Here is a 26,639-nt window from a genome sequence, read left to right on the forward strand (position 1 = left end):
GGATGCCATGCCCAAGGCTGCCAAGGGGGTGCGGCGCCAGCCGCGCCACCTGCAGGCGCGGGAGGGCTTGGCTGTATGACACGATGCCGCCTAGCGGCTCAGCTCCCGCATGCCGCGTTCCAGGCCATCCAGGGTCATCGGCACCATCCGGCCCTCGAAGATCTCGCGGATCATGCTGATCGAATGGGTGTAATCCCAATACTTTTCCGGCACCGGGTTGATCCACAGGTTCGACGCCCAGGCCTCGCGCGCGCGCTGCAGCCAGACCTGGCCCGCTTCCTCGTTCCAGTGCTCGTTGGCACCGCCGGGATAGGCGATCTCGTAAGGCGACATTGAGGCATCGCCGACGAAGATGCACTTGTAATCCGGCCCGTAGGTGCGCAGCACCTCATGGGTCGGCGTCTTCTCGTTCCAGCGCCGCCGGTTGTCGCGCCAGACGCCCTCATACAGGCAGTTGTGGAAGTAGTAGTATTCCAGGTGCTTGAACTCGGCGCGGGCGGCAGAGAACAGCTCCTCCACCACCTGGATATGCGGATCCATCGAACCGCCCACATCCAGGAACAGCAGCACCTTTACTGCGTTGTGCCGCTCCGGCCGTGTCTTCACATCCAGATAGCCGTGCTCGGCGGTGGAACGGATGGTGCCGTCCAGATCCAGCTCTTCCTGCGCGCCTTCGCGGACCCAGCGGCGCAGCCGTTTCAGGGCGACCTTGATATTGCGGGTGCCCAGCTCCACATCGCCGTCGAAATTCCTGAACTCGCGCTTGTCCCAGACCTTGACCGCGCGCTGGTGGCGGCTCTTGTCCTGGCCGATGCGCACGCCCTCGGGGTTGTAGCCATAGGCGCCAAAGGGCGAGGTGCCGGCGGTGCCGATCCATTTATTGCCGCCCTGATGGCGGCCCTGCTGTTCCTTCAGCCGCTCCTTCAGCGTTTCCATCAGCGCCTCGAAGCCGCCAAGCGCTTCGATCTCGGCCTTTTCCTCTGCGCTCAGGTGTTTCTCGGCCATCTTGCGCAGCCATTCCTCGGGAATGTCGACGGCTTCCATCACCGCCTGCGCCGGAATCGCCTCCAGCCCCTCGAAAGTGGCGGCAAAGGCGCGGTCGAACTTGTCGATGTTGCGCTCATCCTTCACCATCGCGGCGCGGGCGAGGAAGTAGAAGGCCTCGATGTCATAAGTCGCCAGCCCGGCCTTCATCCCCTCCAGAAAGGTGAGGTACTCGCGCAAGCTGACCGGAATGGACGCCTTGCGCAGGTTTTCAAAGAAGGGCTGGAACATCGCGGGCCTCTGTCAGCAATTACGCCAGCACCCGGTGGGTCAGGATGGTTGCCAGCAGGCCAAGAATACCAAAGATGATGGCATGGACAGCCCCGTATTGCAGCATGTCCATGGTGTTGCCGCCACGTTTACGGGCCTTCACAGCGCCAATCAGGGCGCCCAGCAGCACACCGGCAATTACGATCATGGTCTTATCCGTCCGTTGTCTCATGTTGCAGGATCAGGAGCCGGAAGGGCGCAGCGCCGCCACTTCTTCCAGCCGGGCCTCCACCACCCAATCCGGGCCAAACCCGTAACGCGCCCATCCCAGGCTGTCCAGCCTGACCCCGCGCGCCTCTGTCTCGCGGCCCTCCAGGTCCAGCGCTTCCGCCTGCAGCATCAGCAGGGTCGACAGCAGGGCCGCGTTTTCGTGGGCCGCGGCGGCAGCCACGGCGGGTTTCAGCCGCGCCAGGGCGGCGGCGCCGTTGCCGGCGGAGATGTCATAGGCTGCCAGCTGCACCGCCAGCTTGGCCTGGTGGATGCCGGTGCCGGGCTGCTGCTGCAGAAAGCCTTGGGCGGTCTGGAAATGCTGCAGGGCCAGCTCCGGCTCGCGGATGCTCAGCATCCGGCCCAGGGTATAGTGGCTCTGGGCCCGCCGGTGATCGGTCCAGCCCTGGCTGCGGGCAATCGCGGCCGCCCTGTTGGCTGCGCGCAGCCGTTCCCGCAGCGCCGATTTCGGCCCCAATGCCTGTTCATAGGCAGCGGCCCAGTCCTGCGGAGTTTCCGGCAGCCATTGGGTGGCATTGCGGGCTCCGCCCGGGTTCAGCCGTGCCAGGATGGCGGGCAGGCGGGCGGCGGCCTCGGCCCGGGTCATGCCGGTGCGCAGTTCCGGCGCGTAAGTGGCGCGCAGGATCAGCATGTCAAACCCGGTCAGCACCGAATGGGCGTTGTCGTCGTTGAAAATCGAATCCGGCAGCCGGTACAGGTCATTGAGCGGCCCGATCGCTTGCGCCAGCTCCTCATGCAGGCAGTCGCGCACTTCCTGCGGGGCAACATCATTGGGGATGAACACCGCCAGTTTCTCGCGGCTGCGCAGCTGCGTCCAGTTGGTGCGCGGGCTGCGCCGGTTGCGCCGGTATTCCGCCAGCGACGAGACATTGGGCACCACGAAACAGGCCGCCTTGGGCAGCGCCCTGCGGATCTCGGCGCGGGAGACCGACTGGATGGTGATGCCGGCGTCGGCGCCGGAAACCCGTCGGACGGATATCCCGGCCTCGTTGCGCAGCCGCGCCAGCAGCGCGTCCAGGTCGCGGTTCAGCCCGGGCGCGGGCGTGCCGGTGACGCGCAGGGTGATCGGGGTTTCAAAGCGGGTGAAGTGGGGCAGGGTGCTGCCGCCTTCCAGCTGGAAATGCAGGTCCAGGAAATCGCGGGCGATCTCGGCATTGGAGCGCTGCGGCGGCGGCGCGGGGCTCGGTGTGAACACCTTGACAGGCGGCAGCGCCAGCGGCGCTGCAGCGGCCCGTGTCGGCGCTTCGACCCGGGCAGCGGGGGCGGTGCAGCCGGCCAGCGCCAGCGCTGCCAGAGCAGCCGCAATCCCGGACAGCAGGCGCCACCCGTCTTGGCGGGAGGGCTTGGTCACATGCAAAGCAGCGTCAGCGGGCACTCAGGTGTCTCCTACCGGCCGGGCTGGCGCAGCCTGGCTCTGTCTTTCACAGATAGGGGAATGCAGAGGCGATTTGAAGCGAAACAGGCAGGCGCCGGGAACTGCGCCTGCCGCTGTGCTGTCAGCGCCGTCCGCGTGCCATAAAGGCAAGGCGTTCGAACAGATGCACGTCCTGCTCGTTCTTCAACAGCGCCCCGTGCAGCTTGGGCAGGGCATTGGCGCCGTCGCGGGCCAGGTCCTCTGGACTCAGATCCTCCGCCAGCAGCAGTTTCAGCCAGTCGATCACCTCGGAGGTTGACGGCTTCTTCTTCAAACCCTGGGTTTCGCGGATCTCGTAGAACTGGGTCAGCGCGGCGGTCAGCAGCGTCTCCTTGATGCCGGGATGATGCACCTCAACGATCTTCTTCATCGTCTCCGCATCCGGGAAGCGGATGTAGTGGAAGAAGCAGCGGCGCAGGAAGGCGTCCGGCAGTTCCTTCTCGTTGTTGGAGGTGATGATCATCACCGGCCGGTGCTTTGCCCTGATGGTCTCGCCGGTTTCGTAGACGTGGAACTCCATCTTGTCGAGCTCCTGCAAGAGGTCGTTGGGGAACTCGATGTCGGCCTTGTCGATCTCGTCGATCAGCAGCACAACCTTCTCGTCCGCCTCGAACGCCTCCCACAGCTTGCCCTTGCGGATGTAGTTCTTCACATCATGGACGCGCTCCTCGCCCAGCTGGCTGTCGCGCAGGCGGCTCACCGCGTCATATTCATAGAGGCCCTGCTGCGCGCGGGTGGTGGACTTCACGTTCCACTCGATCATCCGGAGCCCCAGCGCGCTGGCGACCTGTTTGGCCAGTTCCGTTTTGCCGGTGCCGGGCTCGCCCTTGACCAGCAGCGGACGCTCCAGCGTGACCGCGGCATTCACCGCCACCTTCAGATCGTCCGTTGCAACATATTCCTTAGTGCCCTGAAATCGCATATCTTTCCCGTATCAGCCGTGGTTGCCGCCTTGTTACCACGCTTTTAACCAAACCGCGCCACTATTGTGTAGTGACATTCCCTGCCGATAGGGATAAACGCTGCGGAAGAGGGGGAGCCAAAATGTTCAGGTGCAAATTATGACCAACATTATGGGCCAGACCGAAGGAGCCGAAATGAAGCAAGAAGTGTTTCTGCCGGACGACTACCGCCCGGCCGAAGATGAGCCGTTCATGAACGAACGGCAGCTTGAGTATTTCCGACGCAAACTATTGGAATGGAAGCAGGAACTGCTGGCGGACAGCCGCGACACCATTGAGGGGCTGCAGGACAGCACCCGCAATATCCCGGATGTCGCAGACCGTGCCAGCGAAGAGACCGACCGCGCGCTGGAGCTGCGCACCCGCGACCGTCAGCGCAAGCTCGTCGCCAAGATCGACTCGGCGCTGCGCCGCATCGACGAAGGCGAATACGGCTACTGCGAAGTGACCGGCGATCCGATCTCGCTGAAGCGCCTCGATGCGCGTCCGATCGCAACCATGAGCCTGGAAGCGCAGGAACGCCACGAGCGCCGTGAAAAAGTCCACCGCGACGATTAACCGCTGATTTCAGCGGCGGAAACGCACAAAACAATGACGCCGGGGCCTTTTGCTCCGGCGTTTTTTGTTCCATTGGGGGCGGGCGGAGAATCTGCTGGAGCCCATGGAACTCAAAGGCCTGAAAATAAACGTCATCGGCGCCGGGATCGGCGGCCTGGCCGCGGCGCTGGCGCTGCGCCGGTTTGGCGCCGCTGTCACCGTGCTGGAGCAGGCCGAGGCGATCTCCGAGGTCGGCGCGGGCCTGCAGATCACCCCCAATGGCGTGGCCGTGCTGAAGGCGCTGGGGCTGGCGGATGACCTGGCCTGGTGCTCGCAGCGGGCGCGCGCGGTGGTGCTGCGCGGCCACCGCCGCGGCAATCAGGTGCTGCGGCTGGATCTGGATGAATATGCCGCCGGGCTGCCCTATTACTTCGTGCACCGCTCCGACCTCGTTGGCATCCTGGCCGGCGCCGCCCGGCGCGAAGGCGTGCAGGTGCGGCTGCTGCAGAAGGCAGAGCGGGTCGAGCCCGGCCCGCAGCCGCTGGTGCACCTCGGCCACGGCGTCCATTGCGGCGGCGACCTGGTGATCGGCGCCGACGGGCTGCATTCGAAAACAAGGGTAGCGTTGAACGGTGAGCGCAAACCCTCCTTCACCGGCCAGGTGGCCTGGCGCGCCACCGTGCCGAACCACCTGAACCTGCCGCCGGAGGCGCAGGTGTTCATGGGGCCGGGGCGGCATCTGGTCGCCTATCCCTTGCGCGACGGCAGCCTGATGAACCTGGTGGCGGTGCAGGAACGCCGCGCCTGGGCCGAGGAAGGCTGGCATTTCAAGGACGACCCGGCCAACCTGCGCGCGGCCTTTTCAGGCTTCGGCGGCGCCGCCGCGGCGCTGCTTGAGGCGGTGGAGGAGGTCTTGCTCTGGGGACTGTTCCGCCATCCGGTGGCCGCCAGCTGGCACGGTGAGAACACCGCGATCCTGGGCGATGCAGCGCATCCGACGCTGCCGTTCATGGCCCAGGGCGCCAATCTGGCGCTGGAGGATGCCTGGGTTCTGGCCCGCTCGCTGCAGGAGGCGCCCGGGCTGAAGGCTGGTCTGGCGTTGTACCAGTCGCGCCGCCGCGACCGGGCAGAAAAGGTGGTGAAGGCCGCCAGCGGCAACGCCTGGAAATACCACCTGCGCGCGCCGCTCAGCTGGCCTGCGCATCAGGTTTTGAAACTGGGCGGCCGTTTTGCGCCGGACCGCATGGTCAGCCAATTCGACTGGATCTACCGTCACGACGTCACTGCCTGAGGCGCCAAGGGGAGGCTCCCGCCCGGTTCCGATTCATTGAAATGAACCGGAGCAGGTTGGGCATGGCGCCGCGCTGGCGCGCGGCGCGGATGGCGCTCAGTTATCCAGTTCGACCCAGACGGGGACGTGGTCGGAGGGCTTTTCGCGGCCGCGCACGTCTTTGTCGATCCGGCAGTCCAGCAGCAGGTCGGCGGCCTGCGGTGTCAGCAGGAAATGATCGATGCGGATACCGTCGTCGCGGTTCCAGGCGCCGGCCTGGTAGTCCCAGAAGGAGTACTGCCCCGGCCCCTGGTGGCGGGCGCGGAAGGCCTCGGTAAAGCCCAGGTTGACGATCCGCTGAAACGCGGCGCGGCTTTCCGGGCGGTGCAGCGCGTCCTCGATCCAGGCTTCGGGCCGCTTGGCGTCCTCGGCCTGCGGGATGATGTTGTAATCGCCAGCCATTAGCGCAGGCATCTCCTCGGCCAGCAGCGCCTGCGCCCGGGCCTTCAGCCGCTCCATCCAAGCCAGCTTGTAGGCGTATTTTCCGCCCGCCACCGGGCTGCCATCGGCTTCCAGCTCCACCGGGTTGCCATTGGGCAGGTAGAGGCCGCAGATCCGGATCGCCTGTTTGCCCACCACGGTGGCCTCGATCCAGCGCGCCTGCTCGTCGCTGTCGTCGCCGGGCAGTCCGCGGGATACATCCTCCAGCGGCAGTTTCGACAGGATTGCCACGCCGTTGAAGCTTTTCTGGCCGTGTGTTTCGACGTTATAGCCGCGCTCCTCGAAGATCTCGCGCGGGAAGGCCTCATCCACCGACTTGATTTCCTGCAGCAGCACAACGTCGGGCTGCGCCTCGTCCAGCCAGTCCGGCAGCGCCTGCGCCCGGGCCTTGATGCCATTGATATTAAATGTGGCGATTTTCATGGCTTGCCTCCGGCGCAGATTTCTTTATTCCAGCCGACCTATCGCTGAATCAGCGCTCCGGGGCAAGCCCGATGCGCGGCACGCGAATCACCTGCGGCCAGGAATTCGGGTCCGTTTTGCGCAGGTGAAAAATAACCCTCAGGTTGAGTTTCCTTATTTTGCAATAATGTGCGTGTGAATAACGCGGTGAATAACCTGTGAATAAGTCGAATTAATTGAAATTGAGCAAAAAATAGCAGCTTGAAGTTAAAGTAATCTGAGTTACAAAATGCAATGTAAAATTGCATTTTTTGTTTGCGCTGCGCGATTGCCGTGCCAGCGTCAAGGAACCTTTTGTCTCTAACGAATGGGGTTCCAACATGACTGCTCAGCGTAAAATCCAGACCATCCGCGCAACCCGCCCGGCCGCAGGTGCCAGCCTGTACGGGGGCGAGGCGACGGAGATGTTCTCCTCCGGTTCGGCGCCCGAATGCACTGCGGATCTGTCTGCAGGGGAGGGTGTTTCGCTGTTCTCCTCTGGCTCCATGCCGCAGATGTCGGACAGCTGGGCAGGCGGCGAAACCGGCCTGTTCTCCAGCGGCTCAGCCACTGCGGCCCGCAGTGATACCGCTGCCGGCGATTTGGTGGAGATGTTCTCATCCGGCTCCGCCCCGGCGGTGCGGGCGGCTGCTGCTGAGGGGGATCTGGTGCAGATGTTCTCCTCCGGATCGGCGCCTGTTTTGCAATCTGAGATTGCGGAAGGCGGTTTGACGGAAATGTTCTCCTCCGGCTCCGCCCCGGCGGCAGAAAATGTAGCCGCAGCTGGCGATCTGACAGGCATGTACTCCTCCGGCTCCGCACCCGCGGCGCAGGCCGGAACCGGGGCTGGCGAAGGGGTGGAGATGTTCTCTTCCGGCTCGGCCCCGGCAGCCACGGCGGAGGCTGGCGCGGGCGAAGGAACGCATCTGTTCTCCTCCGGCTCCGCGCCGGCGGCAGAGGCCCGTACCAGCGACGGCGACGCAACCCGGCTGTTCTCCTCGGGCAGCTGATCAGCGCGGGGCCGGCCTCCCTCCCGGCCCCGGATCTCCGGGCGGCTCCAGGCCGGGGCCGCCCTCAGCCGCGCCGCATCCATCCGCAGGAGGTTTCCATGGCCCAGATCATTCCGTTCTTCTCTCCCGCCGCCCGTCAGTCCCGGGCGGCCGCGCATGAGGCGCTGATTGCCGGTTTCTCGACGCACCGGCGCAGCCAGGAGGACGTGTTCTGGCTCAAGGAAAACGCCGAACTGCTGAACATCCTGGAGTGCACCGGGGCCGATGTCGCCCCTGAAGCCCTGGCGCCGCTGCAGATGTTCTATGACGGCGCGGCGCGGCATATCAGTTTCTTCCGCCAGTATTACCGTTTCATCCTTTCGATCTGCCTGGATCTGGAGGATTTGGGCCTGCCCGGGGAAACCGGGGCGCAGCTGGCGGCATGGGTCCAGGCGCAGGGGCTGGCGCAGGCAGAGCTGTCGGACCTGCAACGCGCCGAAGCCCGCCGCCTGCTTGCGCGCCGCGGTGAAAACTTGCGCGACGACGGGCTGGACGACCGGCTGCGGGCCTTCATCTGCTGCCCGCGGACCTTTGCCATCCCGAATAAGAAGGCGGCATACGAACTGACCCACATCGTTTTTTACCTGTCGGAATACGGCCGCCGCGACCCGCAGCTGCCGCAGGCCGCGCTGACCAGCCTGGAGTTCGCCGGCCTGGTAGCCTTCCTCGACCAGAACGCCGATCTGCTGGCCGAGATCTGCATTGCGCTGCGCTATGCCGGGCAGCAGCCGCCTGGCGCCTGGGAGCGCTGGCTTGACAGGCAGGTTTCCGCTTTTATTCTATCAGAACGAGAATTTTCTGGACTTCACGATTCTTATCACGAGTATTTTGTTGCCAACTGGCTCATGATCCTGTCCGGGCGAAAACCTTTCCGGCAGGCGGTTCCCGCAGGGGGCGTGCATGTGTCAGCTGTACGGGGAGGAAGTATTTTGAAAAGCCTTTCAGAAGCCGTTTTTGATGCCGGAGCAGCCCGCGCGAGCTGGAGCGCGGTCAAGGTGCACGCCGAAGCCCTGCTGAATGAGGAAGAACACCGGTTGCTTGCCGCGGCTGAGCGCAGCTGCGCCGGGTTTCCCGGCTTTTTCGAAGGTTTTGCCCGCGCGGGCAGCGCAGGGGCGGCGTGATGCAGTGCGCACGCAGGCAGGCGCTGGCGGGCGCGCTGCTGGTGGTGGTCTACACCGGGCTCATCGCCTCCGCTGACGGGATCACGAAATTGCTGGCGGGCCAGTATGCTGCGGCGCAGCTTTATGCGCTGTCCGGCGCCATGGTGGCAGTCTTCTGCCTGCTGGCCGACCGGCTGCCGGGCCAGCGCGGCGGGTTCCGCACGGCCTGCCCGCGGGCGATGGCGCTCAGGTCGGTGGCGACGCTGATTGCCGCCGTGTGCTTCTTCTATGCCTTCCGGCTGCTGCCCTTTGCCGAGGTGTTCGTGTTCATCGGGCTGATGCCGCTGCTGGCAGGCGCGATGTCCGGGCTGGTGCTGAAGGAGCCGGTGCGCCCGGCGGCCTGGATTGCGCTGGCGGCGGGATTTGCGGGGGTGCTTTTCCTGCTGCCCCACAACGACGGCGGGGCGCATGCGGACTGGGGCCACATCATCGCATTTGGCGCAGTGGTCTCCGGCACGTTTTCCATGACCATGGCACGGTTTATCGGGCGTTATGAAAGCAACGCGCTGGCGCAGGTGCTTTATCCGAACCTGACCCTGTGCGCGGCGATGCTGCTGGTGCTGCCCTTTGTCTGGCTGCCGATGCCGCTGGCGGATGTGGCCTGGGCTGCGGCCTATGCGTTCCTCTTGTTCGGGGCGCGCTGGCTGCTGGTGGTGGCGCTGCGGCTGCTGGCGTCTTATGCGGTGACGCCGCTGATGAACCTGCAGTTCATCTGGATGGCGGTGATCGGCGCGGTGTTCTTCGGGGAGTTCCCGTCAGCCTCCACCTATCTCGGCGGTGCCATCGTGATTGCCTCCGGCCTTTATCTGGTCTGGGATCAGTTTGCCCCGGCGATGCCGCGGCTGCGCAGCGCCGGGCGGCTGCGGACCGATCCGTAGCACCTGAGCCCTGATCCGCAGCGCTCCGCAACGGGCGCCGGACGCAGGCGGTAATTCCGGCCCGGCAAGCACGCGCTTACCGGACCGTATTCTCTGCCGGAAAAGGCGGGGTCAGATCGAGAACGAGGTGCCGCAGCCGCAGCTGGAGGTGGCGTTGGGGTTCTCGATGGTGAACCGCGCGCCGATCAGCTCTTCGGTGAAGTCAATCACTGCGTTTTCCAGAAACGGCAGGGAGACGCTGTCGACCACGACTTTTTCGCCCTGGCCTTCGAGCACCAAATCGTCCTCTTTGGCCTCATCCAGCGCGATCTCGTACTGGAAGCCGGAGCAGCCGCCGCCCTCCACCGCGACCCGCAGCACCTGGCCTTGGTCCGCGGCGCCGATCTCGGCCAGCCGGGCAAAGGCACGGTCGGTGACTTTCGGAGGCAGGTTCATGGGGTTTCTCCACGGGCGTAGGTTGCAGTGCAAAGCTTTATATAGAAAGGTGCAATTCAAGCGGCAAGATGTGGAGCCCTGGCTTTGGTTAAAAGATTTGAACTGCACGCACCTTATGCCACGATGCCGGACCGCAGCCGCGGGCGGCAGGTGCCGGAGGAGGAAAGCTCCTTCCGCTCGCCCTATCAGCGCGACCGCGACCGGATCATCCACGCCAGCGCCTTCCGGCGGCTGAAGCACAAGACGCAAGTTTTCGTGGAGCATGAGGGCGACAATTACCGCACCCGGCTGACCCATTCCATCGAGGTCGGGCAGGTTGGGCGGACGATCGCCGGAGCATTGGGGCTGAACCAGGAACTGACCGAGGCGGTGGCGCTGGCGCATGACCTGGGTCACACGCCCTTCGGGCACACCGGCGAGGATGCGCTGCATGCGCTGATGGCGCCCTACGGCGGCTTTGACCACAATGCCCAGGCGATCCGCATCGTGACCTGCCTGGAGCGCCATTACGCTGAATTCGACGGGTTGAACTTGACCTGGGAAACCCTTGAAGCGATTGCCAAACATAACGGCCCGGTGGTGGGGGAGCTGCCCTGGGCGCTTGCCGAATGCAATGCTGCCATCGACCTGGAACTGCACACCCATGCCAGCGCTGAGGCGCAGGTGGCGGCACTGTCGGATGACATCGCCTATAACAACCACGACCTGCACGATGCGCTGCGGGCCGGGCTGTTCAGCGACGATGATCTGGCGCGGCTGCCGCTTTTGGACAAGGCCTATGGCGAAGTGGACCGGCTCTATCCCGGCCTAGACCTGAACCGCCGCCGGCACGAGGCGCTGCGCCGCTTTTTCGGGGTGATGGTGGGGGATGTGATCGCTACCTCCCGGAGCCTGCTGGCGGACACCGGCGTGCAAAGCGTCGAGGAGGTGCGGGCGCTGGACCATCCAGTGGTGCAGTTCTCGCCGCAGATCTGGGAGGGGCTGAAGGAAATCCGCGCCTTCCTGTTCACCCGCATGTATCGGGCGCCCTCGGTGATGGAGAAGCGCGCCAAGGTCGCCAAGGTGGTCGAGGCGCTGTTTCCCTATTTCCTGGACAATCCTCAGGACATGCCGGAGCGCTGGCACGCCGAAATTGCGGCTGCACAGGACCGCACAGCGCTGGCGCGGATCGTGTCCGACTATATCGCCGGCATGACCGACCGATTTGCGCTGCAGCTGCATGAGCGGCTGATCGGGGTGAAAGTCGAGGTGTAAGGGTTTCCGGCTGCTGTTTCTTTCCTTTCACATGTGCCGTTCAGTGGCCGGGTAAAGATGGCGGCGCCGCCAACGGGGGCGGAGGATAGGGCCGGAACGCCAGCGCGGCCCGGGTCCGGTCAAAAGCTTCATCCGTCAGACGCCCCTGCACCTTTTGTGGAGGTGGTCTTGGGGGTCCTGGTCTCCTCATGCGCGCGGGGTGCCAGACCCGCGCGGTGTGCTGCAGCGGGGGTGACAATCGCATAGTCCGGTTAAGGCCGCGCAAGCGGGGCGTGCGCAGCTGCTGGTCTTTGCGCAACGCCTTTCGGCGGCTTGTTCGGCGGTCAATGTTCCTGTAATGTTCTTGCCAAATTTCATTGAACAGAAGGATTACCGGAATGATTGAGGGAAGCTGCTGCTGTGGCGCGGTCAGGTTTGAATTGTTGGCGCAGCCCGGTTTGATGGGCACCTGCCATTGCTCGCGCTGCCGCAAGGCCGGAGCCAGCACCATCGTCTTTGTGAAAAAGGCCGATTTGCGCTGGGTTGCGGGCAAGGAGGAGGTGGCGCTGTACCAGCCCGCGCCGCCCTATAAATACGGCCGCTGCTTTTGCCGGATCTGCGGCAGCTCCTTGGGGGAGATCCTGTCTGAGGAAGAGAGCTTCCCGATCGCCGCAAATGCGCTGGACGGGGCGCTGGAGGTTCGCAACAGCTTCCATGAGTTCGTGGGTGAGAAGCCCGGATGGTACGAAATCTGCGACGGGGCAAAGCAGTCGCAGGGGCATCCGGCCTAGTCCGGGGTTCTTTGCGAGCGGGAGCGTCGTCCGCACCCCGGTTCCTGCATCGCGCTGCAAATTGGCCGTAAGCCGTGTTATGATCTGGCCCTATGATGCCGCGGGGCATCGGCGGTATCCGCGAAAGGAGGCAGAACGAGGGGAAAGCCATGGCACGCTGGACCGTCACATTCACGGACAAGCCCGACATGGACCGGGTGCGCAGCGACAGGAAGCGGCGCGAGGCGCATATCGCCTTTGTGCGCTCGCGGCCCGAGCTGCAGATCGGCGGCGGGCTGGCGATGCGGCCGATGCAGGACTTCCCCGGTGCGATCTGGAACGTGGAGGCCGAAACCCGCCAGGATGTGGAGCGGCTGATCCTGCAGGACCCCTATTACGTGGCGAGCTTGCGCACCTACAAGATCACCGAATGGGGCACGGCCTCTGCCGTTCAGGGAATGCTGTCATGACCGCACCTCAGGAAATCTCCAAATCCGCCCCGGCGCTGACCCGCTGGGCGGTGCTGTTCCGCGACGCGCCCGCGATGATGGATGTTCGCGCCGACAGGGCCCGGCGCGATGCTCATGTGGCCTATGTCGAGGATCATCCCGAGCTGCGCATCGGCGGCGGGCTGAAGCCGGACACCGACGGCGACTTCTGCGGCGCCTTGTGGATTGTCGAGGCCGAGGACCGGATCGAGGTGGAGCATCTGATCCATGGCGATCCGTTTTATGTGCCCGCTTTCCGCTCCTACGAGATCTTCACCTGGGGCAAGATCCTGGAAGACCGCACCGCGGTGCTGTGAGACGGGGCTGTGAGGCCGGCGCCGCGGCAGCGGCGCAATTTGCTTCAGCCGGAAAACAGGCCGGAAAATCCGGATTTTCCGGCGCCGCCGGCCCGAGGCCCCGGGCATCCCCTGCAATCCTGTTGACCCTGCCTCTGGCCCCCGGTATCCGCAGTGCTGAACAGTTGGGACGCCAGATATGAACCTCTTTACCGATATCCGATCGCTTGTGATTGACAGCCTGACCGCCATGACCGGCGAAGGCGTGCTGCCCGAGGGGCTCGATTTTGCCAATGTGGCGGTGGAGCCGCCGCGCGATGCCGCCCATGGCGACATGGCGACCAATGCGGCGATGGTGCTGGCCAAGCCCGCCAAGATGAAGCCGCGCGACATTGCCGAGGCGCTGGCCGCGAAACTGGCCGCGGACGAGCGGATCACCTCCGCCGAGGTCGCGGGCCCCGGCTTCCTCAACCTACGGCTGGCGCCGGTGATCTGGCAGGGGATTCTGAAATCGGTCCTGGACGCAGGCACGGATTACGGCCGCTCCGCCATGGGCGAAGGCAAGCGGGTCAATGTGGAATATGTCTCCGCCAACCCGACCGGGCCGCTGCATGTGGGTCATACCCGCGGTGCGGTGTTCGGCGATGCGCTGGCGGCGCTCTTGGCTTATGCCGGCTATGACGTCACCCGCGAATATTACATCAACGACGGCGGCGGCCAGGTCGATGTGCTGGCGCGCTCTGTCTACCTGCGCTACCTGGAGGCGCACGGGCAGGAGATCGCTTTTGCCGACGGCACCTATCCCGGCGACTACCTGGTCCCGGTGGGGCGGGCGCTGAAGGACAAGGTGGGCGATGCCTATCTGGAACAGCCGGAAGAGGTCTGGCTGGCGGATGTGCGCGAGTTCTCCACCGATGCGATGATGGCGCTGATCCGCGAGGATCTGGCCCAGCTCGGCATCGAGATGGACAAGTTCTATTCCGAGAAGTCGCTCTATGGCACCGGCAAGATCGAGGCGGCGCTGGCCAGCCTGGAAGCCAAGGGGCTGATCTATCAGGGCGTGCTGGAGCCGCCGAAGGGCAAGAAGCCCGACGACTGGGAGCCGCGCGAGCAGACCCTGTTCAAATCCACCGATCACGGCGACGACGTTGACCGGGCGGTGAAGAAATCCGATGGCTCCTGGACCTATTTCGCGCCGGATATCGCCTATCACTACGACAAGGTGGAGCGCGGCTTTGACGAGCTGATCGATATTTTCGGCGCCGACCACGGCGGCTATGTCAAGCGTATGAAGGCGGCGGTTTCGGCGCTGTCCGATGGCAAGGTGCCGCTGGACATCAAGCTGTGCCAGCTGGTCAAGCTGTTCAAGGATGGCCAGGAATTCAAGATGTCCAAGCGGGCAGGGACCTTTGTCACCCTGCGCGATGTGGTCGATGCCGTCGGCCCCGATGTCACCCGCTTCATGCTGCTGACGCGCAAGAACGACCAGGGCTTCGACTTCGACCTCGACAAGGCGCTGGAGCAGTCCAAGGACAACCCGGTGTTCTATGTGCAATACGCCAATGCGCGGATCTGCTCGACCCTGCGCAAGGCGGAGGAGCAGGGTATTGCCGCGGATGACGCCACCCTGAACGCTGCCGACCTCAGCCTGATCGCCGATCCGGCGCAGCTGGCAGTGGCCAAGAAGCTGGCCGAATGGCCGCGCCAGGTGGAAATTGCCGCCCGCACCCATGAGCCGCACCGGGTGGCCTTCTACCTCTACGACCTCGCCTCCGAGCTGCACGGGCTCTATCACCTGGGCAAATCGAATGAAGGTTTACGTTTTGTTAACGAAAGCAGCCAATTGGCAACACATGCAAATTTGGCGCTGGCGCGGGCCGTTTCCGTTGTCATTTCCGCAGGTCTTGGTATTCTTGGCGTGAAACCGGCAGAAGAGATGCGATAACCAAAGGGGCGCAAGCCCCTGCAGGCATAAATCGCGCATTCCGCCGGATTGAGGCAGTTCAAGAGACCTGGGAGCGCGGTGCCGGAAGGCGCCGCCGTCTGGGCAGTGAGGCGGACAATGGCGTATTTTGCGCAGGCGGGCCAGGGGCACGCCTATACACAGGGCGGTGGCCGGCAGCAGGACACCGCAACTGGCGGCCCCTATGGGCAGCAGTACTCCGATCAGCAGTATGCAGAACAGCAGTATACCGGGCCTGGTGCCGAGCCGGACTACGGCTACGCCGGCCCCGCCTATGGCTACCAGCCGGACGCGCAGGGCTATGAGGATGACGGCTACGCCGCCTATGCTGCTGCCCCAGCCGGGCTGCGGGCGCGGTTTTCCAAAGCGCTGAGCGTGCTGGGCGCGGCGGCCTCCATCGCGCTGGTGGCTGGCGTCGGTTTCTGGGGTTACAAGCTGGTGATGCGCGATGTGAGCGGCGTGCCGGTGGTGCGGGCCGCCGAAGGCCCGATGCGCGAGCAGCCGGAGAACCCGGGCGGGTCGCAGGCCGACCATCAGGGGCTGGCGGTGAACGCCGTGGCCGCCAGCGGCAGCGCCGCGGCGCCGGCCGACCGGCTGACCCTGGCGCCGCCGGCCATTGAACTTACCGAAGATGACAAGCCGCTGCCGGAACTGGCGGCGGAGGCCGCGCCGGCCGTTGAAGCTGCCGCGCTGCCATCCGCTCCGGCGGAGCCGGACATACCGGCGGCGCCGGGGGCGGATGCCGCGGTCAGCGAGGCGGCGGTGGCTTCTTTCCAGAACGGCGACATTGATGCGCTGGTGGCGGAGCTTGCGCGTGAGGCGGAGACGCTTTCGGCTGCGGTGCCCGCCTCGGCAGCAGCGCCTGCGATCGTGCAGCCGGAACCGCTGCAGCCGGCCCTGGCCGCTGCTGCGCCGTCTCCGGCGCTGCTGAACGCGCCCGGCGTCAAGGTCTCGCTGCGGCCCTCGGCCCGGCCGGCACGGTTCAGCCCCGCTCCGGCCGCAGCCGCACCGGCAACGCGGGCCGCCACCGTGGATGTGGATCCGGCTGCCCTCCCGGCCGGCACCAGGCTGGCGCAGCTGGGTGCCTATGAAAGCCCGGAAGTGGCGCGCGCCGAATGGGACCGCATCCGGTCGCGCTTCCCGGACTACCTGGAAGCCAAGCAGCGGGTGATCCAGCGCGCCGAAAGCGGCGGCCGCACCTTCTACCGCTTGCGGGCGATGGGCTTTGACGGGCTGTCGGACGCGCGCCGGTTCTGTTCGGCGCTGGTCGCGGGCAATGCCGATTGCATTCCGGTGACCACCCGTTAAGCTTTCCGCCGATCCGATTTTCCGCCCGGCCGCCAGGCCGGGCAGCGCCCGTCCCGCCCCCCACGGGGCGGGCGCAGTCCTTTCCGAGACACAGCCAGGGGCATTGCAGAGGTCCATCATGACTTACGGAGCCACCATCCTTGACGCCGACGGCCTGCGCCTGAGCGCAAATGAAAAGGCGTTCTTCCGTGACGCCGACCCCTTCGGCTTCATCGTGTTTGCCCGCAACATCGAAGACGCGGAACAGGTGCGCGCCCTGTGCGGCGATTTCCGCGAGGCAGTGGGGCGCGAGTGTCCCATCACCATCGATCAGGAGGGCGGCCGGGTGCAGCGGCTGCGCAAGCCGCTGGCCCGGGAATGGCTGCCGCCGCTGGAGCATGTGCAGCGGGCAGGCCCGGGCGCGGTCCGCGCCATGTATCTGCGCTACCGGCTGATTGCGCACGAACTGCACGGCCTTGGCATCGACAGCAACTGCGCCCCGATTGCCGATGTGGCCTGCGCGGACACCCATGAATTCCTGAAGAACCGCTGCTATGGCGAAGACACCCAGGCCGTCGCCGCCATCGGCCGCGCGGTGGCGCAGGGGCACCTGGACGGCGGCGTGCTGCCGGTGCTGAAGCACATCCCCGGCCATGGCCGCGCCACCGCCGACAGCCACCTGGACCTGCCGCATGTGGACAGCGCCGCGGAGACACTGGAGCAGAACGATTTCGCGGCCTTCAAAGCGCTGAACGATCTGCCGCTGGGGATGACCGCGCATCTGGTCTATGACGCCTATGACAACCGGCCCGCCACCACCTCGCCGGTGATGATGCAGCTGATCCGCGAGCAGATCGGCTTTGACGGGCTGGTGATGACCGATGACATCTCGATGAAGGCGCTGCAGGGATCGCTGACGGATATCACCCAGGACTCGCTGGCGGCAGGCTGCGACGTGATCCTGCTGTGCAACGCGCCGCTGGCAGACCGCATTGCCGTAGCAGAGGCCGCGGGCGCCATGACAGCGGCGGCACAGACCCGCGCAGAGGCCGCACTGGAGGCCCGCCGACCGCCCGCAGACCTTGACATTCAGGCTGCCGAAGACGAACTTGCCGCCCTCATGGGCGGACAGGTTTATGGCTGAGCAGACACTCTTTTCAGATCAGGACACATCGGTAGAGGAACGGCTGGCGGCCGAGGCCCTGATCGTGGATGTGGACGGGTTCGAAGGGCCGCTCGACCTGCTTCTGACGCTGTCGCGCACCCAGAAGGTGGACCTGCGCCGGATCTCTGTGCTGGAGCTGGCGAAACAGTACCTGGCCTTTGTCGAGAAGGCCAAGGAGCTGCGTATTGAACTGGCGGCCGACTATCTGGTGATGGCGGCCTGGCTGGCGTTCCTGAAATCCCGCCTGCTGCTGCCGCCGGACCCGGAGGAAGAGGGGCCGTCGGGCGAGGAACTGGCGGCGCACCTGGCGTTCCAGCTGGAACGGCTGCAGGCGATGCGCGACGCGGCCGCGCGGCTGATGGGCCGCGACCGGCTGGGCCGCGACTTCTTTGCCCGCGGCGAGGAAGAGAGTGTCGCCAGGATCAAGACCGTCACCTATACCGCCAACCTTTTGGACCTGATGCAAGCCTATGCCCGTATCCGCACCAAGGAGGATTTCCGCCCCTTCGTGATGGATCGCGACTCGGTCTTCACCATGGAGGAGGCGCTGGACCGGATGCGCCACCTGCTGGGCTTTACCGGCGACTGGACCGATCTGATCAGCTATCTGCCGGATGGCTGGCACAGCGATCCGGTCAAGCGGCGGTCGGCCACTGCGGCGACCTTTGCCGCCTCGCTGCAGCTGGTCAAGGAAGGCAAGGCCGAGCTGCGCCAGAGCGAAACATTTGCGCCGATCCAGCTGCGCAGCTTGAACGAGGATAGCTGATGGAAGACCAGATCATGGACGGCCACGGCCAGGGCGCCCCCGTCCGCGAGGACAATGACACGTTGTTCGACGCGCCGCCGATGGCGGAGCAGGAGCGGATGGTGGAAGCGGTGCTGTTTGCCAGCGCCGAGCCGGTGACCTTGCGTGACCTGGAAGGGCGGATGCCGCATGGCTGCAACCCGCGCGAGGCGCTGGAGCATCTGCGCAAGCGCTATGAGGGGCGCGGCGTGCGGGTGGTGCGTTTGGGCGATGCTTGGGCGATCCGCACTGCGCCGGATCTGGGATTCCTGATGCAGAAGGAAACCACCGAACTGCGCAAGCTGAGCCGCGCCGCAATCGAAACCCTGGCCATCGTCGCCTATCACCAGCCAGTGACCCGAGCGGAGATCGAGGAGATCCGCGGCGTGTCGGTGTCGCGCGGCACCATCGACCAGCTGATGGAGATGGACTGGATCCGCCTAGGCCGCCGCCGGATGACGCCGGGCCGCCCGGTGACCTTTGTGGTGACGCCGGATTTCCTGGACCATTTCGGACTGGAAAGCGCCCGTGACCTGCCGGGCCTCAAGGAACTGCGTGCCGCGGGCCTATTGGAAAACCGGCCGCCGCCAGGCAGCCTGCCGCTGGGGCAGGGTGGCGACGAGGACGACGAGGCGGAAGAACAGGCGGAACTGTTCGAGGAATAACCCGCTGCCCCTGGCGCCCGGAAATTGCCGCAATCCGCTGCCATTGTGGCTGGCGGAAGCAGGGAGGGTTTGAGGTCATGAATGCGAACTGGATCATCCGCATGGTGCTGCGCCGCCTGATCGGGCGCGCGGTCAATGCCGGGCTGCGCCACGCCGCGGGCAGCGGCAAGCGCCGCCCTCAGAAAGACGCAGGCCTGAGCCCGCAGCGCAAGCTGCGCAGTGCAACATCGCGCATCCCCAGGATCAAACCGGGGCGCTGGTAGGCAGCGCACCGGGCTGGCGCCGGAGGCCAAGCGCCTCTGCCGCGCCGCTGAGCGCCAGCAGCGCGGACAGCATCAGGCAGCCCGCCAGTCCCCAGCCTGCGAACAGCAGCCCGCCGGCAAAAGGCGCAGCAAAGACGCAGAGGTAGGTGACGGTACTGTAAAGACCCATGATCGCGCCGCGCTGCGACGGATCCAGCGCAGTGAGCCGCGCCACCAGCAGATTGAGTGCAAGATGCTGGAACACGCCCCACACCAGAGCGGCCCCCAACAGTAGCCAGTAGTGCGGCGCCACGGCCATCATCAGCACGTAGCTGGCCGCGACCACCAGCAGAACCGGTGCGGTGGCGCGTGCAAGCCCCAAGCGGTCCAGCAACGGATCCAGAAGCACCGCGAGGCCAAAGCCGATGCCGTAGAACAGCGGCAAGAGGCCGGCCTGGGTGGTGCTGAGGCCAAGTGCTTGGGTGATATGGGCGCCAGTGAAGAAATAGCTGGTGTAAAAACCCAGCATCAGCAGGCCGGTTGCCAACAGGCCGCGGAAGATCCCGGACACCCGCAGCGCCGTCAGCGGCGAGGTGGCCTGGCCGCTGGGACTGCCTGCGGCGCGCAGCGAAGCGGAGGCGGCCCACAGCAGCAGCGCCACGCCCGCCAGCGTGCCGTAGACCGCGCGCCAGCCTGCCAGGTCGGTGGCCCAGGCGCTGACGCTGACACCCAGCACCATTGACACGGTCCATCCGGCCAGCACATAGCCCAGCACCCGCGCCTCGCGCCCCTTGGGGGCAATCACCATCGCCAGCGTGTAGATTGAGGGCAGGGCAGCCCCGGCTGCCAGTCCGCAGGCCGCCTGTGCTGCCATCAGCCACCACGCATCCGGTGCCGCGGCGCTAGCGCCCAGCCCGGCCCCAAGCAGCAGGAGGGCGGCGCGCATCACTCGCCCGGCGCCGATCCGGTCACCCAGCGGCGCCAGCAGCAATGCCGCCGCCGCAACCCCCAGGCCATAGGCGCTGGCGGCCCGCATCACCTCTGCCGTGGAGGCATTCAGGGTTTCGCTGACAGCCGTCACCACCGGCGACAGCAGCAGGGAGTTCGCGCCAATCACGCCAATCGCGCTCATCAGGATCAGAATCGGGGTTCGCATGGGTTTACCTTGAAGAATGTTCGGGTATCTTTGCTATGTTCTGAATGAGGTTCTGTGAAGGGCAGGCGGAAATGGTCAGGGAAAAAACAGATGAGGTTCGGAGGAACGGCGGGGCCGCCCGTGTTCTTGATGCTTTGGACCGAAAAATATTAGGCGCGCTGAGCGTCGATGCGACGCTGTCCTACGCGGCCATCGGCCAGGAGGTGGGCCTGTCGGCCCCGGCAGTGCATGAACGGGTCAAGCGGCTCAGGGCCTCTGGCGCGATCCGGGCGACAGTGGCGCAGCTGGATGGGCCTGCGGTGGGCAAGCCGATGCTGGCCTTCATCCATGTGGACACGGTGGGCTGGGGCAAGACGGCAGAGCTGCTGTCGCTGGAAGCCTGGCCGGAAGTGGAAGAGATCCACACCGCCACCGGCGACACCTGCCTGATCCTCAAAGTGCGGGTGGCCTCGCCGCATGCGCTGGAGGGGCTGCTGGCCCGTATCTATGACGTCGAAGGGGTGCGCGGCACCCGCACCTACATGACGCTCTCCACCCATCTGGAGCGCACCGTGCAGGCCGACGTCAGTGCGGAGCTGGAAGAGGAGCTGTATATCAAGCGCTGAGGGTGCGGATGTCGCGGCCCGGCGGTGCCGCCGGGCGAAAGGGGTCAAGCAGGCGTCTTGAAATGCTTCGACAGCTTCAGCCCCTGGCCCTGGTAGTTGGAGGCAATGCCGGCGCCATAAAGCTGCTCCGGCACCTCGGCCATCTTCTCATAGACCAGGCGGCCCACGACCTGGCCGTGCTCCAGCACAAACGGCGCCTCGTGGCAGCGCACTTCCAGCACCCCGCGCGAGCCGGTGCCGCCGGCGGCGTCATGGCCGAAGCCGGGATCGAAGAAGCCCGCGTAATGCACCCGGAACTCGCCGACCATCGCCAGATAGGGCGCCATCTCGGCGGCAAAAGCGGGCGGGATATGCACTGCCTCGCGGCTCACCAGGATGTAGAACGCGCCGGGGTCCAGGATGATGCGGCCGTCCTTGGTGCGCACTTCCTCCCAGTATTCCTGAGGGTCGTATTCGCCGATCCGGTCCAGGTCGATGACGCCGGTATGCGGCTTGGCACGGTAGCCTACCAGGTCGGTGCCGGGCAGCTTGAGATCGACGGAGAAGCCCAGCCCGTCCTCGATCACCGCCTCGCCATCAACCAGAGGAGAGCCGGCGTGCAGCATCTTCAGCTCCGCGTCGGACAGCACCGCTTGGCCGGTGCGGAACCGGATCTGGTTGAGGCGCATGCCCGGGCGGACCAGCACCGAGAAGGAGCGCGGGCAGATCTCTGCATAGAGCGGGCCAGTGTAGCCGGGCTTGATGCGGTCGAACTCTTCGCCGCCGTCGGTGATGGTGCGGGTCAGCAGGTCCAGCCGCCCGGTGGAGCTTTTGGCGTTGGCGACGGCGGAGACATCCTGCGGCAGCGCCAGCCCCTCCATCAGCGGCACCACGTAGACGCAGCCCTTTTCCAGCACCGCGCCGCCATCGAGGCTGATGCGGTGCATCTCGAATTCCGTCAGCCGGTCGGAGACGCTGCGGCCCTGGCCTGCCAGAAAGGAGGCGCGCACCCGGTAGGCCACCTTGCCCAGCCGCAAATCAAGGCTGGCGGGCTGCACCTGACCTTCGACCAGCGGGGTGCTGACGGTGATCTCACCGCGCTGCAGCATGTTTTCAATGGTTTGGCTGGGCAAAACGCCTGTCATTTCCTGTCCCCCTCCGCGCGCCGGCTTTGCGGCGATGCTGGCTCAATTGGCCCCGTTGCGCAATCGCCAAAGCCTTGCGCCGGATACGAAAACGCCCGGGTGCATGAACACCCGGGCGTTTTTCATATGGTCGGGCTAGCAGGACTCGAACCTGCGACCTTCCGTCCCCCAGACGGACGCGCTACCAGGCTGCGCCATAGCCCGTTGAAGAGCCTTCTAACCGTTTTCACAGCGGGGGCAAGAGGGGGCGGCAAGATTTTTTACGCGCCCCGCCAAAAATCCTGACGGCTGAGGGCATTGCCCCGTTTTCCCGCAAGGGCCGTCCGGTTCCCGGTTCAGGAATCGCCGCCCGCCAGCTCCCGCAATTCCTCTGCGCAGGCCGCAATTTCCACAACAGCGTGCAGCGGCAGGCTGCTGGTTGCGGCCAGAAGGGTGAGGATGCCGGACTGCTGCCGGGGTGGGGCGGCGGCGGGCTGCTCCTGCGCGGGCGCCGGTTTCAGCGGCTCCAGCTCAGCCGGTTCATCCTCGGCCCCATCCGTCTCTTCTGTTTCCGGCTGGCCGTCGTCGTCTTCTGCCTCATCACCGCCGCCGTTGAAGCCGCCGACGAACTCCAGCGCGTCGACGCGGCGCGCGGCCTCGTCCAGATCATGCGGCGGGAAGGCGGCAGCAGGATCGGAAGGCGTCTCTGGCTCGGGTTCGGGCTCAGGATCGGGCTCTGCTCCTTCAAAGGTGAAGGCCAGCGGCTCCTCGGGCTGCAGGCCCGCGGCGGCGGCCAGCGTGTCCTCTGCCGGGCCAGGCTCCGCCGGCAGTTCAGGTTCCAGTTCCCCGGCTTCGGTGCCGGCTGCATCAGGCGCCGGGTCTTCTGCCGGGGCCATGCCGGGGGCAGGGCTGTCGTCCTCCGCGAACTCCGCCTCAGCCGCAAGGGCGGCGCCGGCAGTCTCCTCCCGATCCGCCAGCGGCGCAATGTCTTCAACCGGTGCCGGGGCGGCCTCTGGTTCCGGCGCCAGCTCTGCCGCCAAACTGTCATCTGCAGTGGCTCGTTCCTGCGGCGGTTCTGGCAGCGTTCCGGCGTCGGTCTGTGTCTCCGCCTCAGCCTCTGCGGCAGCGGGCTGCTCCGGCGCTGAGGCAGGGGCGAGGCCTCCGGCCTCCGGCTGGTCATCCATCAGCGCAGTTTCCGAGGTCGGCTCAGAAGCGTCCTCTCCAACGGGGGCCTCTTCCGGTATTGCCGGGGTGTCCTGCAGGCTGGCGGCGACAGGCGCGCCGGGGTCCGGCTCCGCCTCAGTCTCGCGCAGCTCTTCTGCGCTTTCAGCTGCGATGTCTTCTTCCGCGGGCGCACCATTTTGCGGAGCGACGGGCTCCAGATCCATCTGCATTTGCGGGGCGGCGGCGGCCTCGGGCCTCGGGGATGCGGGGGCGGCCGGTGCAGGCGGCGGCGCTTCCGCACCGGCGGGCTGCGGGAAGCCGAGCACGTTGCTGTCTTCGGAGCTGTCTTCGGGCGTCTCCTGCGCGGCCTGTGCCGACAGTTCCAGCGAGCCCTGCCAGTCATCGCCCAGCTTGTCCGCAGGCGGCACGGGGGCGGGTTTTTCCGCAGCCTCGCCGTCCAGCGGGTGCGACAGGCCGGCGACATGGGCGGTGCCATGCTCGCGCAGCAGCGCCTGCACTTCCTTGATTGCCATGCCGTCGTCGTGCAGCAGCTTCCTGATCCCGCCCAGCAGCTGCATATCCGCAGGCCGGTAGTAGCGCCGCCCGCCGGCGCGCTTCACAGGTTTGACCTGGGTGAACTTGCTCTCCCAGAAGCGCAGAACATGCGCCTGCACGCCCAGCCAATCCGCAACTTCGCTAATTGTGCGGAAGGCGTCCGGTGATTTCGACATGGCTCAATTGGTCCCGTTTTACTTACGGTTGCCGTCTGCCACGCGGTCTTTCATCAGGTGGGAGGGCCGGAAGGTCAGCACGCGGCGCGGCTGGATCGGCACTTCTTCACCCGTCTTCGGGTTGCGTCCGACCCGGGCTGATTTGTCCCTAACGCTGAATGTCCCGAACGAGGAGATTTTCACCTGTTCACCGCGCACCAGGGCGTCCGACATATGCTGCAGCATGCTTTCCACCAGCTGCGCGCTTTCGTTGCGCGACAAACCGACTTCCCGGAAAACAGCTTCACTCAAATCCATTCGTGTCAGTGTTTTTTCGCCCATACCAATCCCCGTTGTTTGCCAAAGCATAGGGCGTTGGGAATTTCCCTGTCAATATCAATGAATTGCGCCGGGGAATTCGGGCGGAAATTAGGGCTGCGCGGTTACCAGCGCAGCACAACTGCGCCCCAGGCCAAGCCGCCGCCGATGGCCTCGGTCACGATCAGATCGCCTTCTTTGATCTGGCCGCGCTCTTTGCCGACGGAAAGGGCCAGCGGAATGGAGGCGGCGGAGGTATTGCCGTGATCCTGCACGGTTACCACCACGTTGTCCATGCTGAGGCCCATTTTCTTGGCGGTGCCCTGGATGATGCGGATATTGGCCTGATGCGGCACGATCCAGTCGACATCATCTGCAGACAGGCCGGCGCGGTCCAGCGCGGTGTTGGCGGTGGAGGCCAGTTTCTCGACCGCGTGGCGGAACACCTGGTTGCCCTGCATCCGCAGGTGGCCGGTGGATTGGGTCGAAACGCCGCCGTCGACGTACAGCAGGTCTTTGTAGCGGCCGTCCGAATTGAGGTCGGTCGACAGGATTCCGCGGTCCTTGTTGGTGCCCGCCAGCTCCTGGCCCTCGAGCAGCAGCGCGCCGGCGCCGTCGCCGAACAGCACGCAGGTGGAGCGGTCGGTCCAGTCCATGATCCGGCTGAAGGTCTCAGCCCCGATCACCATCACCCGGTTTGCCTGGCCCGAGGCGATCAGCGCGCTGGCATTGGACAGCGCATAGACAAAGCCTGCGCAGACCGCCTGAACGTCAAAGGCAAAGCCCCTGGTCATGCCCAGTTTGGACTGCACCATGGTGGCGGCAGAGGGGAAGGTGAGGTCCGGGGTGGAGGTGGCAACGACAATGGCGTCCACATCATCAGCCGTCAGGCCCGCGTCCGCCAAAGCGCGTGTCGCTGCCTTGGCGGCCATGTCGGATGTGGTCTCTCCCTCGGCGGCGAAATGGCGGCGTTCGATGCCGGACCGGCTGCGGATCCATTCGTCCGATGTATCCAGCGTGGCTTCGAATTCCGCGTTTTCAACCACCCGCTTTGGGAGATAGTGTCCTGTGCCAACAACTACCGCGCGTCGCGTCATTCGTCTGCCTGCCTATATCAGTCTTTTTCAGTGGCCGTCCGCATCTCGCGGGCAGCAGTATTATCTTGGGTATGGGCGCCTGCAGATGCAACCCGCGCCGCCAGTTTTTCGGCGAAACCGTGCTGGGCCAGGCGGAAAGCCAGCTTGACCGCGGCGGAAACGCCGGTGGCATCGGCGCCGCCGTGGGATTTCACCACGGTGCCGTTGAGGCCCAGGAACACGCCGCCGTTCACCCGGCGCGGGTCCATGCGCTTGGACAGCCGCTTGAGCGAGGTCATCGCCAGAACTGCGGCAATCTTCGACAAGAACGAGTACTCGAACGCCTCGCGCAGGGCCGTGCGCATCACCCGCGCAGTGCCTTCGCCGGTCTTGATCGCCACATTGCCGGTAAAGCCGTCGGTGACGATCACATCGACCGCATCGCCGGGAATGTCGCTGCCTTCGACGAAGCCGACAAATTCATAATTCGCCTGCGCCGCATTTTCCGCAATCAGCCCATAGGCCTCTTTCAGCTCGGCGCGGCCTTTGTGCTCCTCGGTGCCGACGTTCAGGAGGCCCACCCGCGGGCGGGCGAGGTCCATCGAGTTGCGCACGTAGGAGGTGCCCATCAGGGCGTATTGCAGCAGATCCTCGGCGTCCGCCTTCACGTCGGCGCCGACATCCAGCATCACGTTGAAGCCTTGCGGGTTCAGCGAGGGCCAGAGGATTGCAATCGCGGGGCGGTTGACGCCGGGCAGCTTGCGCAGGCGCAGCATCGACAGGGCCATCAGCGCACCGGTATTGCCGCAGGAAACAGCCCCGGCAGCTTCGCCGTTCTTGACCGCTTCCAGCGCCGACCACATCGAGGTGCCCTTGCCGTTGCGCATCACCTGGCTCGGCTTGTCCTCCATCGTCACCACGTCGCGGGCATCGCGAAACTCGACGCGGCCCTTGAGCGCGCGCTTCTTGGCAACCAGAGAGGTCAGCTGTTCGGAAGGCCCGTGCAGGATGAACCCGATATCCGGGTTCTTTTCCGCAGATATGGCAATGCCGGCCACCACAACTGCGGGGCCGGCGTCTCCGCCCATGGCGTCAACAGAAATGATGATACGGCCGGCTTTTGCCTGATTTTGATCGGGTTTACCCGTCATGCGAAAGCCTGCCTGGCATCAGGATCCTGTCCGTGGCTTACGCCGCGTCCTCGTCGATCTCGATCTCGTCAGCCGCTGCGACGATTTCCTTGTCGTCGTAATGGCCGCAGGACGGGCATACGTGGTGCGGGCGCTTCAGCTCGCCGCAGTTGCCGCATTCGTTCGGGTTCGCAGCAACCAGTGCATCGTGCGCGCGGCGGTTGTTGCGGCGCGATTTGGATACTTTGTTCTGTTGGACGGCCATGTCTCAACCTTTGTCTGTTTGGGCCTTGGG

Annotated in this window: 29 protein-coding genes and 1 tRNA gene; 16 read left to right on the forward strand and 14 right to left on the reverse strand. The window is 65.4% G+C overall.

What is annotated here, in order from left to right; translation table 11 throughout:
- Window positions 1-90 precede the first annotated feature (90 nt).
- The 4 genes from KUW17_RS01010 to KUW17_RS01025 all read right to left on the reverse strand — a co-directional run bounded on the left by KUW17_RS01010 (window position 91) and on the right by KUW17_RS01025 (window position 3,878).
- Window positions 91-1,275: a vWA domain-containing protein gene (locus KUW17_RS01010; RefSeq protein ID WP_222475268.1), complete on the reverse strand. Its 1,185-nt coding sequence runs from the start codon at window positions 1,273-1,275 to the stop codon at window positions 91-93.
- Window positions 1,276-1,294: 19 nt separating this feature from the next.
- Complete coding sequence (locus KUW17_RS01015) at window positions 1,295-1,462, reverse strand: hypothetical protein (protein WP_222475270.1); 168 nt, start codon at window positions 1,460-1,462, stop codon at window positions 1,295-1,297.
- Window positions 1,463-1,495: 33 nt separating this feature from the next.
- The gene (locus KUW17_RS01020) at window positions 1,496-2,917 is read right to left on the reverse strand and encodes a DUF2927 domain-containing protein (protein WP_222475272.1); all 1,422 of its coding nucleotides are present in this window, start codon (window positions 2,915-2,917) and stop codon (window positions 1,496-1,498) included.
- A gap of 121 nt (window positions 2,918-3,038) precedes the next feature.
- Window positions 3,039-3,878: an AAA family ATPase gene (locus KUW17_RS01025; RefSeq protein WP_222475274.1), complete on the reverse strand. Its 840-nt coding sequence runs from the start codon at window positions 3,876-3,878 to the stop codon at window positions 3,039-3,041.
- Window positions 3,879-4,053: 175 nt separating this feature from the next.
- Here KUW17_RS01025 and dksA point away from each other — a divergent pair, with 175 nt between their 5' ends.
- Window positions 4,054-4,476, forward strand: a complete 423-nt coding sequence (dksA, locus tag KUW17_RS01030) for an RNA polymerase-binding protein DksA (protein ID WP_222476260.1) — start codon at window positions 4,054-4,056, stop codon at window positions 4,474-4,476.
- A gap of 103 nt (window positions 4,477-4,579) precedes the next feature.
- Complete coding sequence (locus KUW17_RS01035) at window positions 4,580-5,746, forward strand: FAD-dependent monooxygenase (RefSeq protein WP_222475276.1); 1,167 nt, start codon at window positions 4,580-4,582, stop codon at window positions 5,744-5,746.
- Window positions 5,747-5,842: 96 nt separating this feature from the next.
- On the opposite strand, the gene xth is transcribed toward KUW17_RS01035, so the two are convergent.
- Window positions 5,843-6,649, reverse strand: a complete 807-nt coding sequence (gene xth, locus KUW17_RS01040; RefSeq protein ID WP_222475278.1) for an exodeoxyribonuclease III — start codon at window positions 6,647-6,649, stop codon at window positions 5,843-5,845.
- Between the two features lie 359 nt (window positions 6,650-7,008).
- Between xth and KUW17_RS01045 the strand changes: the two genes are divergently transcribed.
- The 3 genes from KUW17_RS01045 (at window position 7,009) to KUW17_RS01055 (ending at window position 9,754) form a co-directional block, all read left to right on the forward strand.
- Window positions 7,009-7,677 carry a DUF6749 family protein gene (locus KUW17_RS01045; RefSeq protein ID WP_261396904.1) on the forward strand — a complete coding sequence of 223 codons (669 nt, stop codon included), beginning with the start codon at window positions 7,009-7,011 and terminating at the stop codon, window positions 7,675-7,677.
- A 98-nt stretch (window positions 7,678-7,775) separates the two neighbouring features.
- Window positions 7,776-8,837, forward strand: a complete 1,062-nt coding sequence (locus KUW17_RS01050) for a DUF6902 family protein (protein WP_222475280.1) — start codon at window positions 7,776-7,778, stop codon at window positions 8,835-8,837.
- Window positions 8,837-9,754: a DMT family transporter gene (locus tag KUW17_RS01055; RefSeq protein WP_222475282.1), complete on the forward strand. Its 918-nt coding sequence runs from the start codon at window positions 8,837-8,839 to the stop codon at window positions 9,752-9,754. Before KUW17_RS01050 ends, KUW17_RS01055 begins: the two co-directional genes overlap by 1 nt.
- Before the next feature lie 111 nt (window positions 9,755-9,865).
- On the opposite strand, the gene KUW17_RS01060 is transcribed toward KUW17_RS01055, so the two are convergent.
- Window positions 9,866-10,189 carry a HesB/IscA family protein gene (locus tag KUW17_RS01060; RefSeq protein WP_222475284.1) on the reverse strand — a complete coding sequence of 108 codons (324 nt, stop codon included), beginning with the start codon at window positions 10,187-10,189 and terminating at the stop codon, window positions 9,866-9,868.
- Window positions 10,190-10,291: 102 nt separating this feature from the next.
- On the opposite strand from KUW17_RS01060, the gene KUW17_RS01065 reads away from it, so the two are divergent.
- The 10 genes from KUW17_RS01065 to KUW17_RS01110 all read left to right on the forward strand — a co-directional run bounded on the left by KUW17_RS01065 (window position 10,292) and on the right by KUW17_RS01110 (window position 19,103).
- Window positions 10,292-11,443 carry a deoxyguanosinetriphosphate triphosphohydrolase gene (locus tag KUW17_RS01065; protein WP_222476265.1) on the forward strand — a complete coding sequence of 384 codons (1,152 nt, stop codon included), beginning with the start codon at window positions 10,292-10,294 and terminating at the stop codon, window positions 11,441-11,443.
- Window positions 11,444-11,883: 440 nt separating this feature from the next.
- The gene (locus tag KUW17_RS01070) at window positions 11,884-12,213 is read left to right on the forward strand and encodes a GFA family protein (RefSeq protein ID WP_261396906.1); all 330 of its coding nucleotides are present in this window, start codon (window positions 11,884-11,886) and stop codon (window positions 12,211-12,213) included.
- Window positions 12,214-12,362: 149 nt separating this feature from the next.
- Window positions 12,363-12,662, forward strand: a complete 300-nt coding sequence (locus KUW17_RS01075; RefSeq protein WP_222475288.1) for a YciI family protein — start codon at window positions 12,363-12,365, stop codon at window positions 12,660-12,662.
- Window positions 12,659-12,997 carry a YciI family protein gene (locus KUW17_RS01080; RefSeq protein WP_222475290.1) on the forward strand — a complete coding sequence of 113 codons (339 nt, stop codon included), beginning with the start codon at window positions 12,659-12,661 and terminating at the stop codon, window positions 12,995-12,997. The genes KUW17_RS01075 and KUW17_RS01080 overlap by 4 nt, the downstream gene beginning before the upstream one ends.
- Before the next feature lie 178 nt (window positions 12,998-13,175).
- A complete protein-coding gene (argS, locus tag KUW17_RS01085; RefSeq protein WP_222475292.1) occupies window positions 13,176-14,921 on the forward strand; it encodes an arginine--tRNA ligase in 1,746 nt (581 codons plus the stop codon).
- 117 nt (window positions 14,922-15,038) lie between these two features.
- A complete protein-coding gene (locus KUW17_RS01090; protein WP_222475293.1) occupies window positions 15,039-16,247 on the forward strand; it encodes an SPOR domain-containing protein in 1,209 nt (402 codons plus the stop codon).
- 118 nt (window positions 16,248-16,365) lie between these two features.
- On the forward strand, window positions 16,366-17,370 hold the full coding sequence (gene nagZ, locus KUW17_RS01095) for a beta-N-acetylhexosaminidase (RefSeq protein WP_222475294.1): 1,005 nt from the start codon (window positions 16,366-16,368) through the stop codon (window positions 17,368-17,370).
- The gene (locus tag KUW17_RS01100) at window positions 17,363-18,157 is read left to right on the forward strand and encodes a segregation and condensation protein A (protein WP_222475295.1); all 795 of its coding nucleotides are present in this window, start codon (window positions 17,363-17,365) and stop codon (window positions 18,155-18,157) included. Before nagZ ends, KUW17_RS01100 begins: the two co-directional genes overlap by 8 nt.
- Window positions 18,157-18,840, forward strand: coding sequence for an SMC-Scp complex subunit ScpB (gene scpB / locus KUW17_RS01105; RefSeq protein WP_222475296.1), 684 nt, complete (start codon window positions 18,157-18,159; stop codon window positions 18,838-18,840). The genes KUW17_RS01100 and scpB overlap by 1 nt, the downstream gene beginning before the upstream one ends.
- 77 nt (window positions 18,841-18,917) lie before the next feature.
- Window positions 18,918-19,103: a hypothetical protein gene (locus KUW17_RS01110; protein WP_222475297.1), complete on the forward strand. Its 186-nt coding sequence runs from the start codon at window positions 18,918-18,920 to the stop codon at window positions 19,101-19,103.
- On the opposite strand, the gene KUW17_RS01115 is transcribed toward KUW17_RS01110, so the two are convergent.
- Window positions 19,084-20,238, reverse strand: a complete 1,155-nt coding sequence (locus KUW17_RS01115; protein ID WP_222475298.1) for an MFS transporter — start codon at window positions 20,236-20,238, stop codon at window positions 19,084-19,086. The genes KUW17_RS01110 and KUW17_RS01115 overlap by 20 nt on opposite strands.
- Before the next feature lie 44 nt (window positions 20,239-20,282).
- Between KUW17_RS01115 and KUW17_RS01120 the strand changes: the two genes are divergently transcribed.
- Entirely contained in the window at window positions 20,283-20,843 is a 561-nt protein-coding gene (locus tag KUW17_RS01120) for an Lrp/AsnC family transcriptional regulator (protein WP_261396908.1), read from the forward strand.
- 44 nt (window positions 20,844-20,887) lie between these two features.
- Here KUW17_RS01120 and KUW17_RS01125 read toward each other — a convergent pair whose 3' ends face one another.
- The 7 genes from KUW17_RS01125 to rpmF all read right to left on the reverse strand — a co-directional run bounded on the left by KUW17_RS01125 (window position 20,888) and on the right by rpmF (window position 26,609).
- Entirely contained in the window at window positions 20,888-21,967 is a 1,080-nt protein-coding gene (locus KUW17_RS01125; RefSeq protein ID WP_222475300.1) for a 2'-deoxycytidine 5'-triphosphate deaminase, read from the reverse strand.
- A 127-nt stretch (window positions 21,968-22,094) separates the two neighbouring features.
- A tRNA-Pro gene (locus KUW17_RS01130) sits at window positions 22,095-22,171 on the reverse strand.
- Between the two features lie 131 nt (window positions 22,172-22,302).
- Window positions 22,303-23,841 carry a MerR family transcriptional regulator gene (locus KUW17_RS23255; protein WP_261396909.1) on the reverse strand — a complete coding sequence of 513 codons (1,539 nt, stop codon included), beginning with the start codon at window positions 23,839-23,841 and terminating at the stop codon, window positions 22,303-22,305.
- 18 nt (window positions 23,842-23,859) lie between these two features.
- Window positions 23,860-24,162, reverse strand: a complete 303-nt coding sequence (gene ihfA, locus KUW17_RS01140) for an integration host factor subunit alpha (RefSeq protein WP_008207184.1) — start codon at window positions 24,160-24,162, stop codon at window positions 23,860-23,862.
- A gap of 101 nt (window positions 24,163-24,263) precedes the next feature.
- Window positions 24,264-25,235: a beta-ketoacyl-ACP synthase III gene (locus KUW17_RS01145; protein ID WP_222475302.1), complete on the reverse strand. Its 972-nt coding sequence runs from the start codon at window positions 25,233-25,235 to the stop codon at window positions 24,264-24,266.
- 17 nt (window positions 25,236-25,252) lie between these two features.
- Entirely contained in the window at window positions 25,253-26,365 is a 1,113-nt protein-coding gene (gene plsX, locus KUW17_RS01150) for a phosphate acyltransferase PlsX (RefSeq protein WP_222475304.1), read from the reverse strand.
- Window positions 26,366-26,402: 37 nt separating this feature from the next.
- Complete coding sequence (gene rpmF, locus KUW17_RS01155; RefSeq protein ID WP_008558107.1) at window positions 26,403-26,609, reverse strand: 50S ribosomal protein L32; 207 nt, start codon at window positions 26,607-26,609, stop codon at window positions 26,403-26,405.
- Window positions 26,610-26,639 lie beyond the last annotated feature (30 nt).

The organism is Leisingera aquaemixtae, assembly GCF_019801145.1.
Lineage (GTDB): Bacteria > Pseudomonadota > Alphaproteobacteria > Rhodobacterales > Rhodobacteraceae > Leisingera > Leisingera aquaemixtae_A.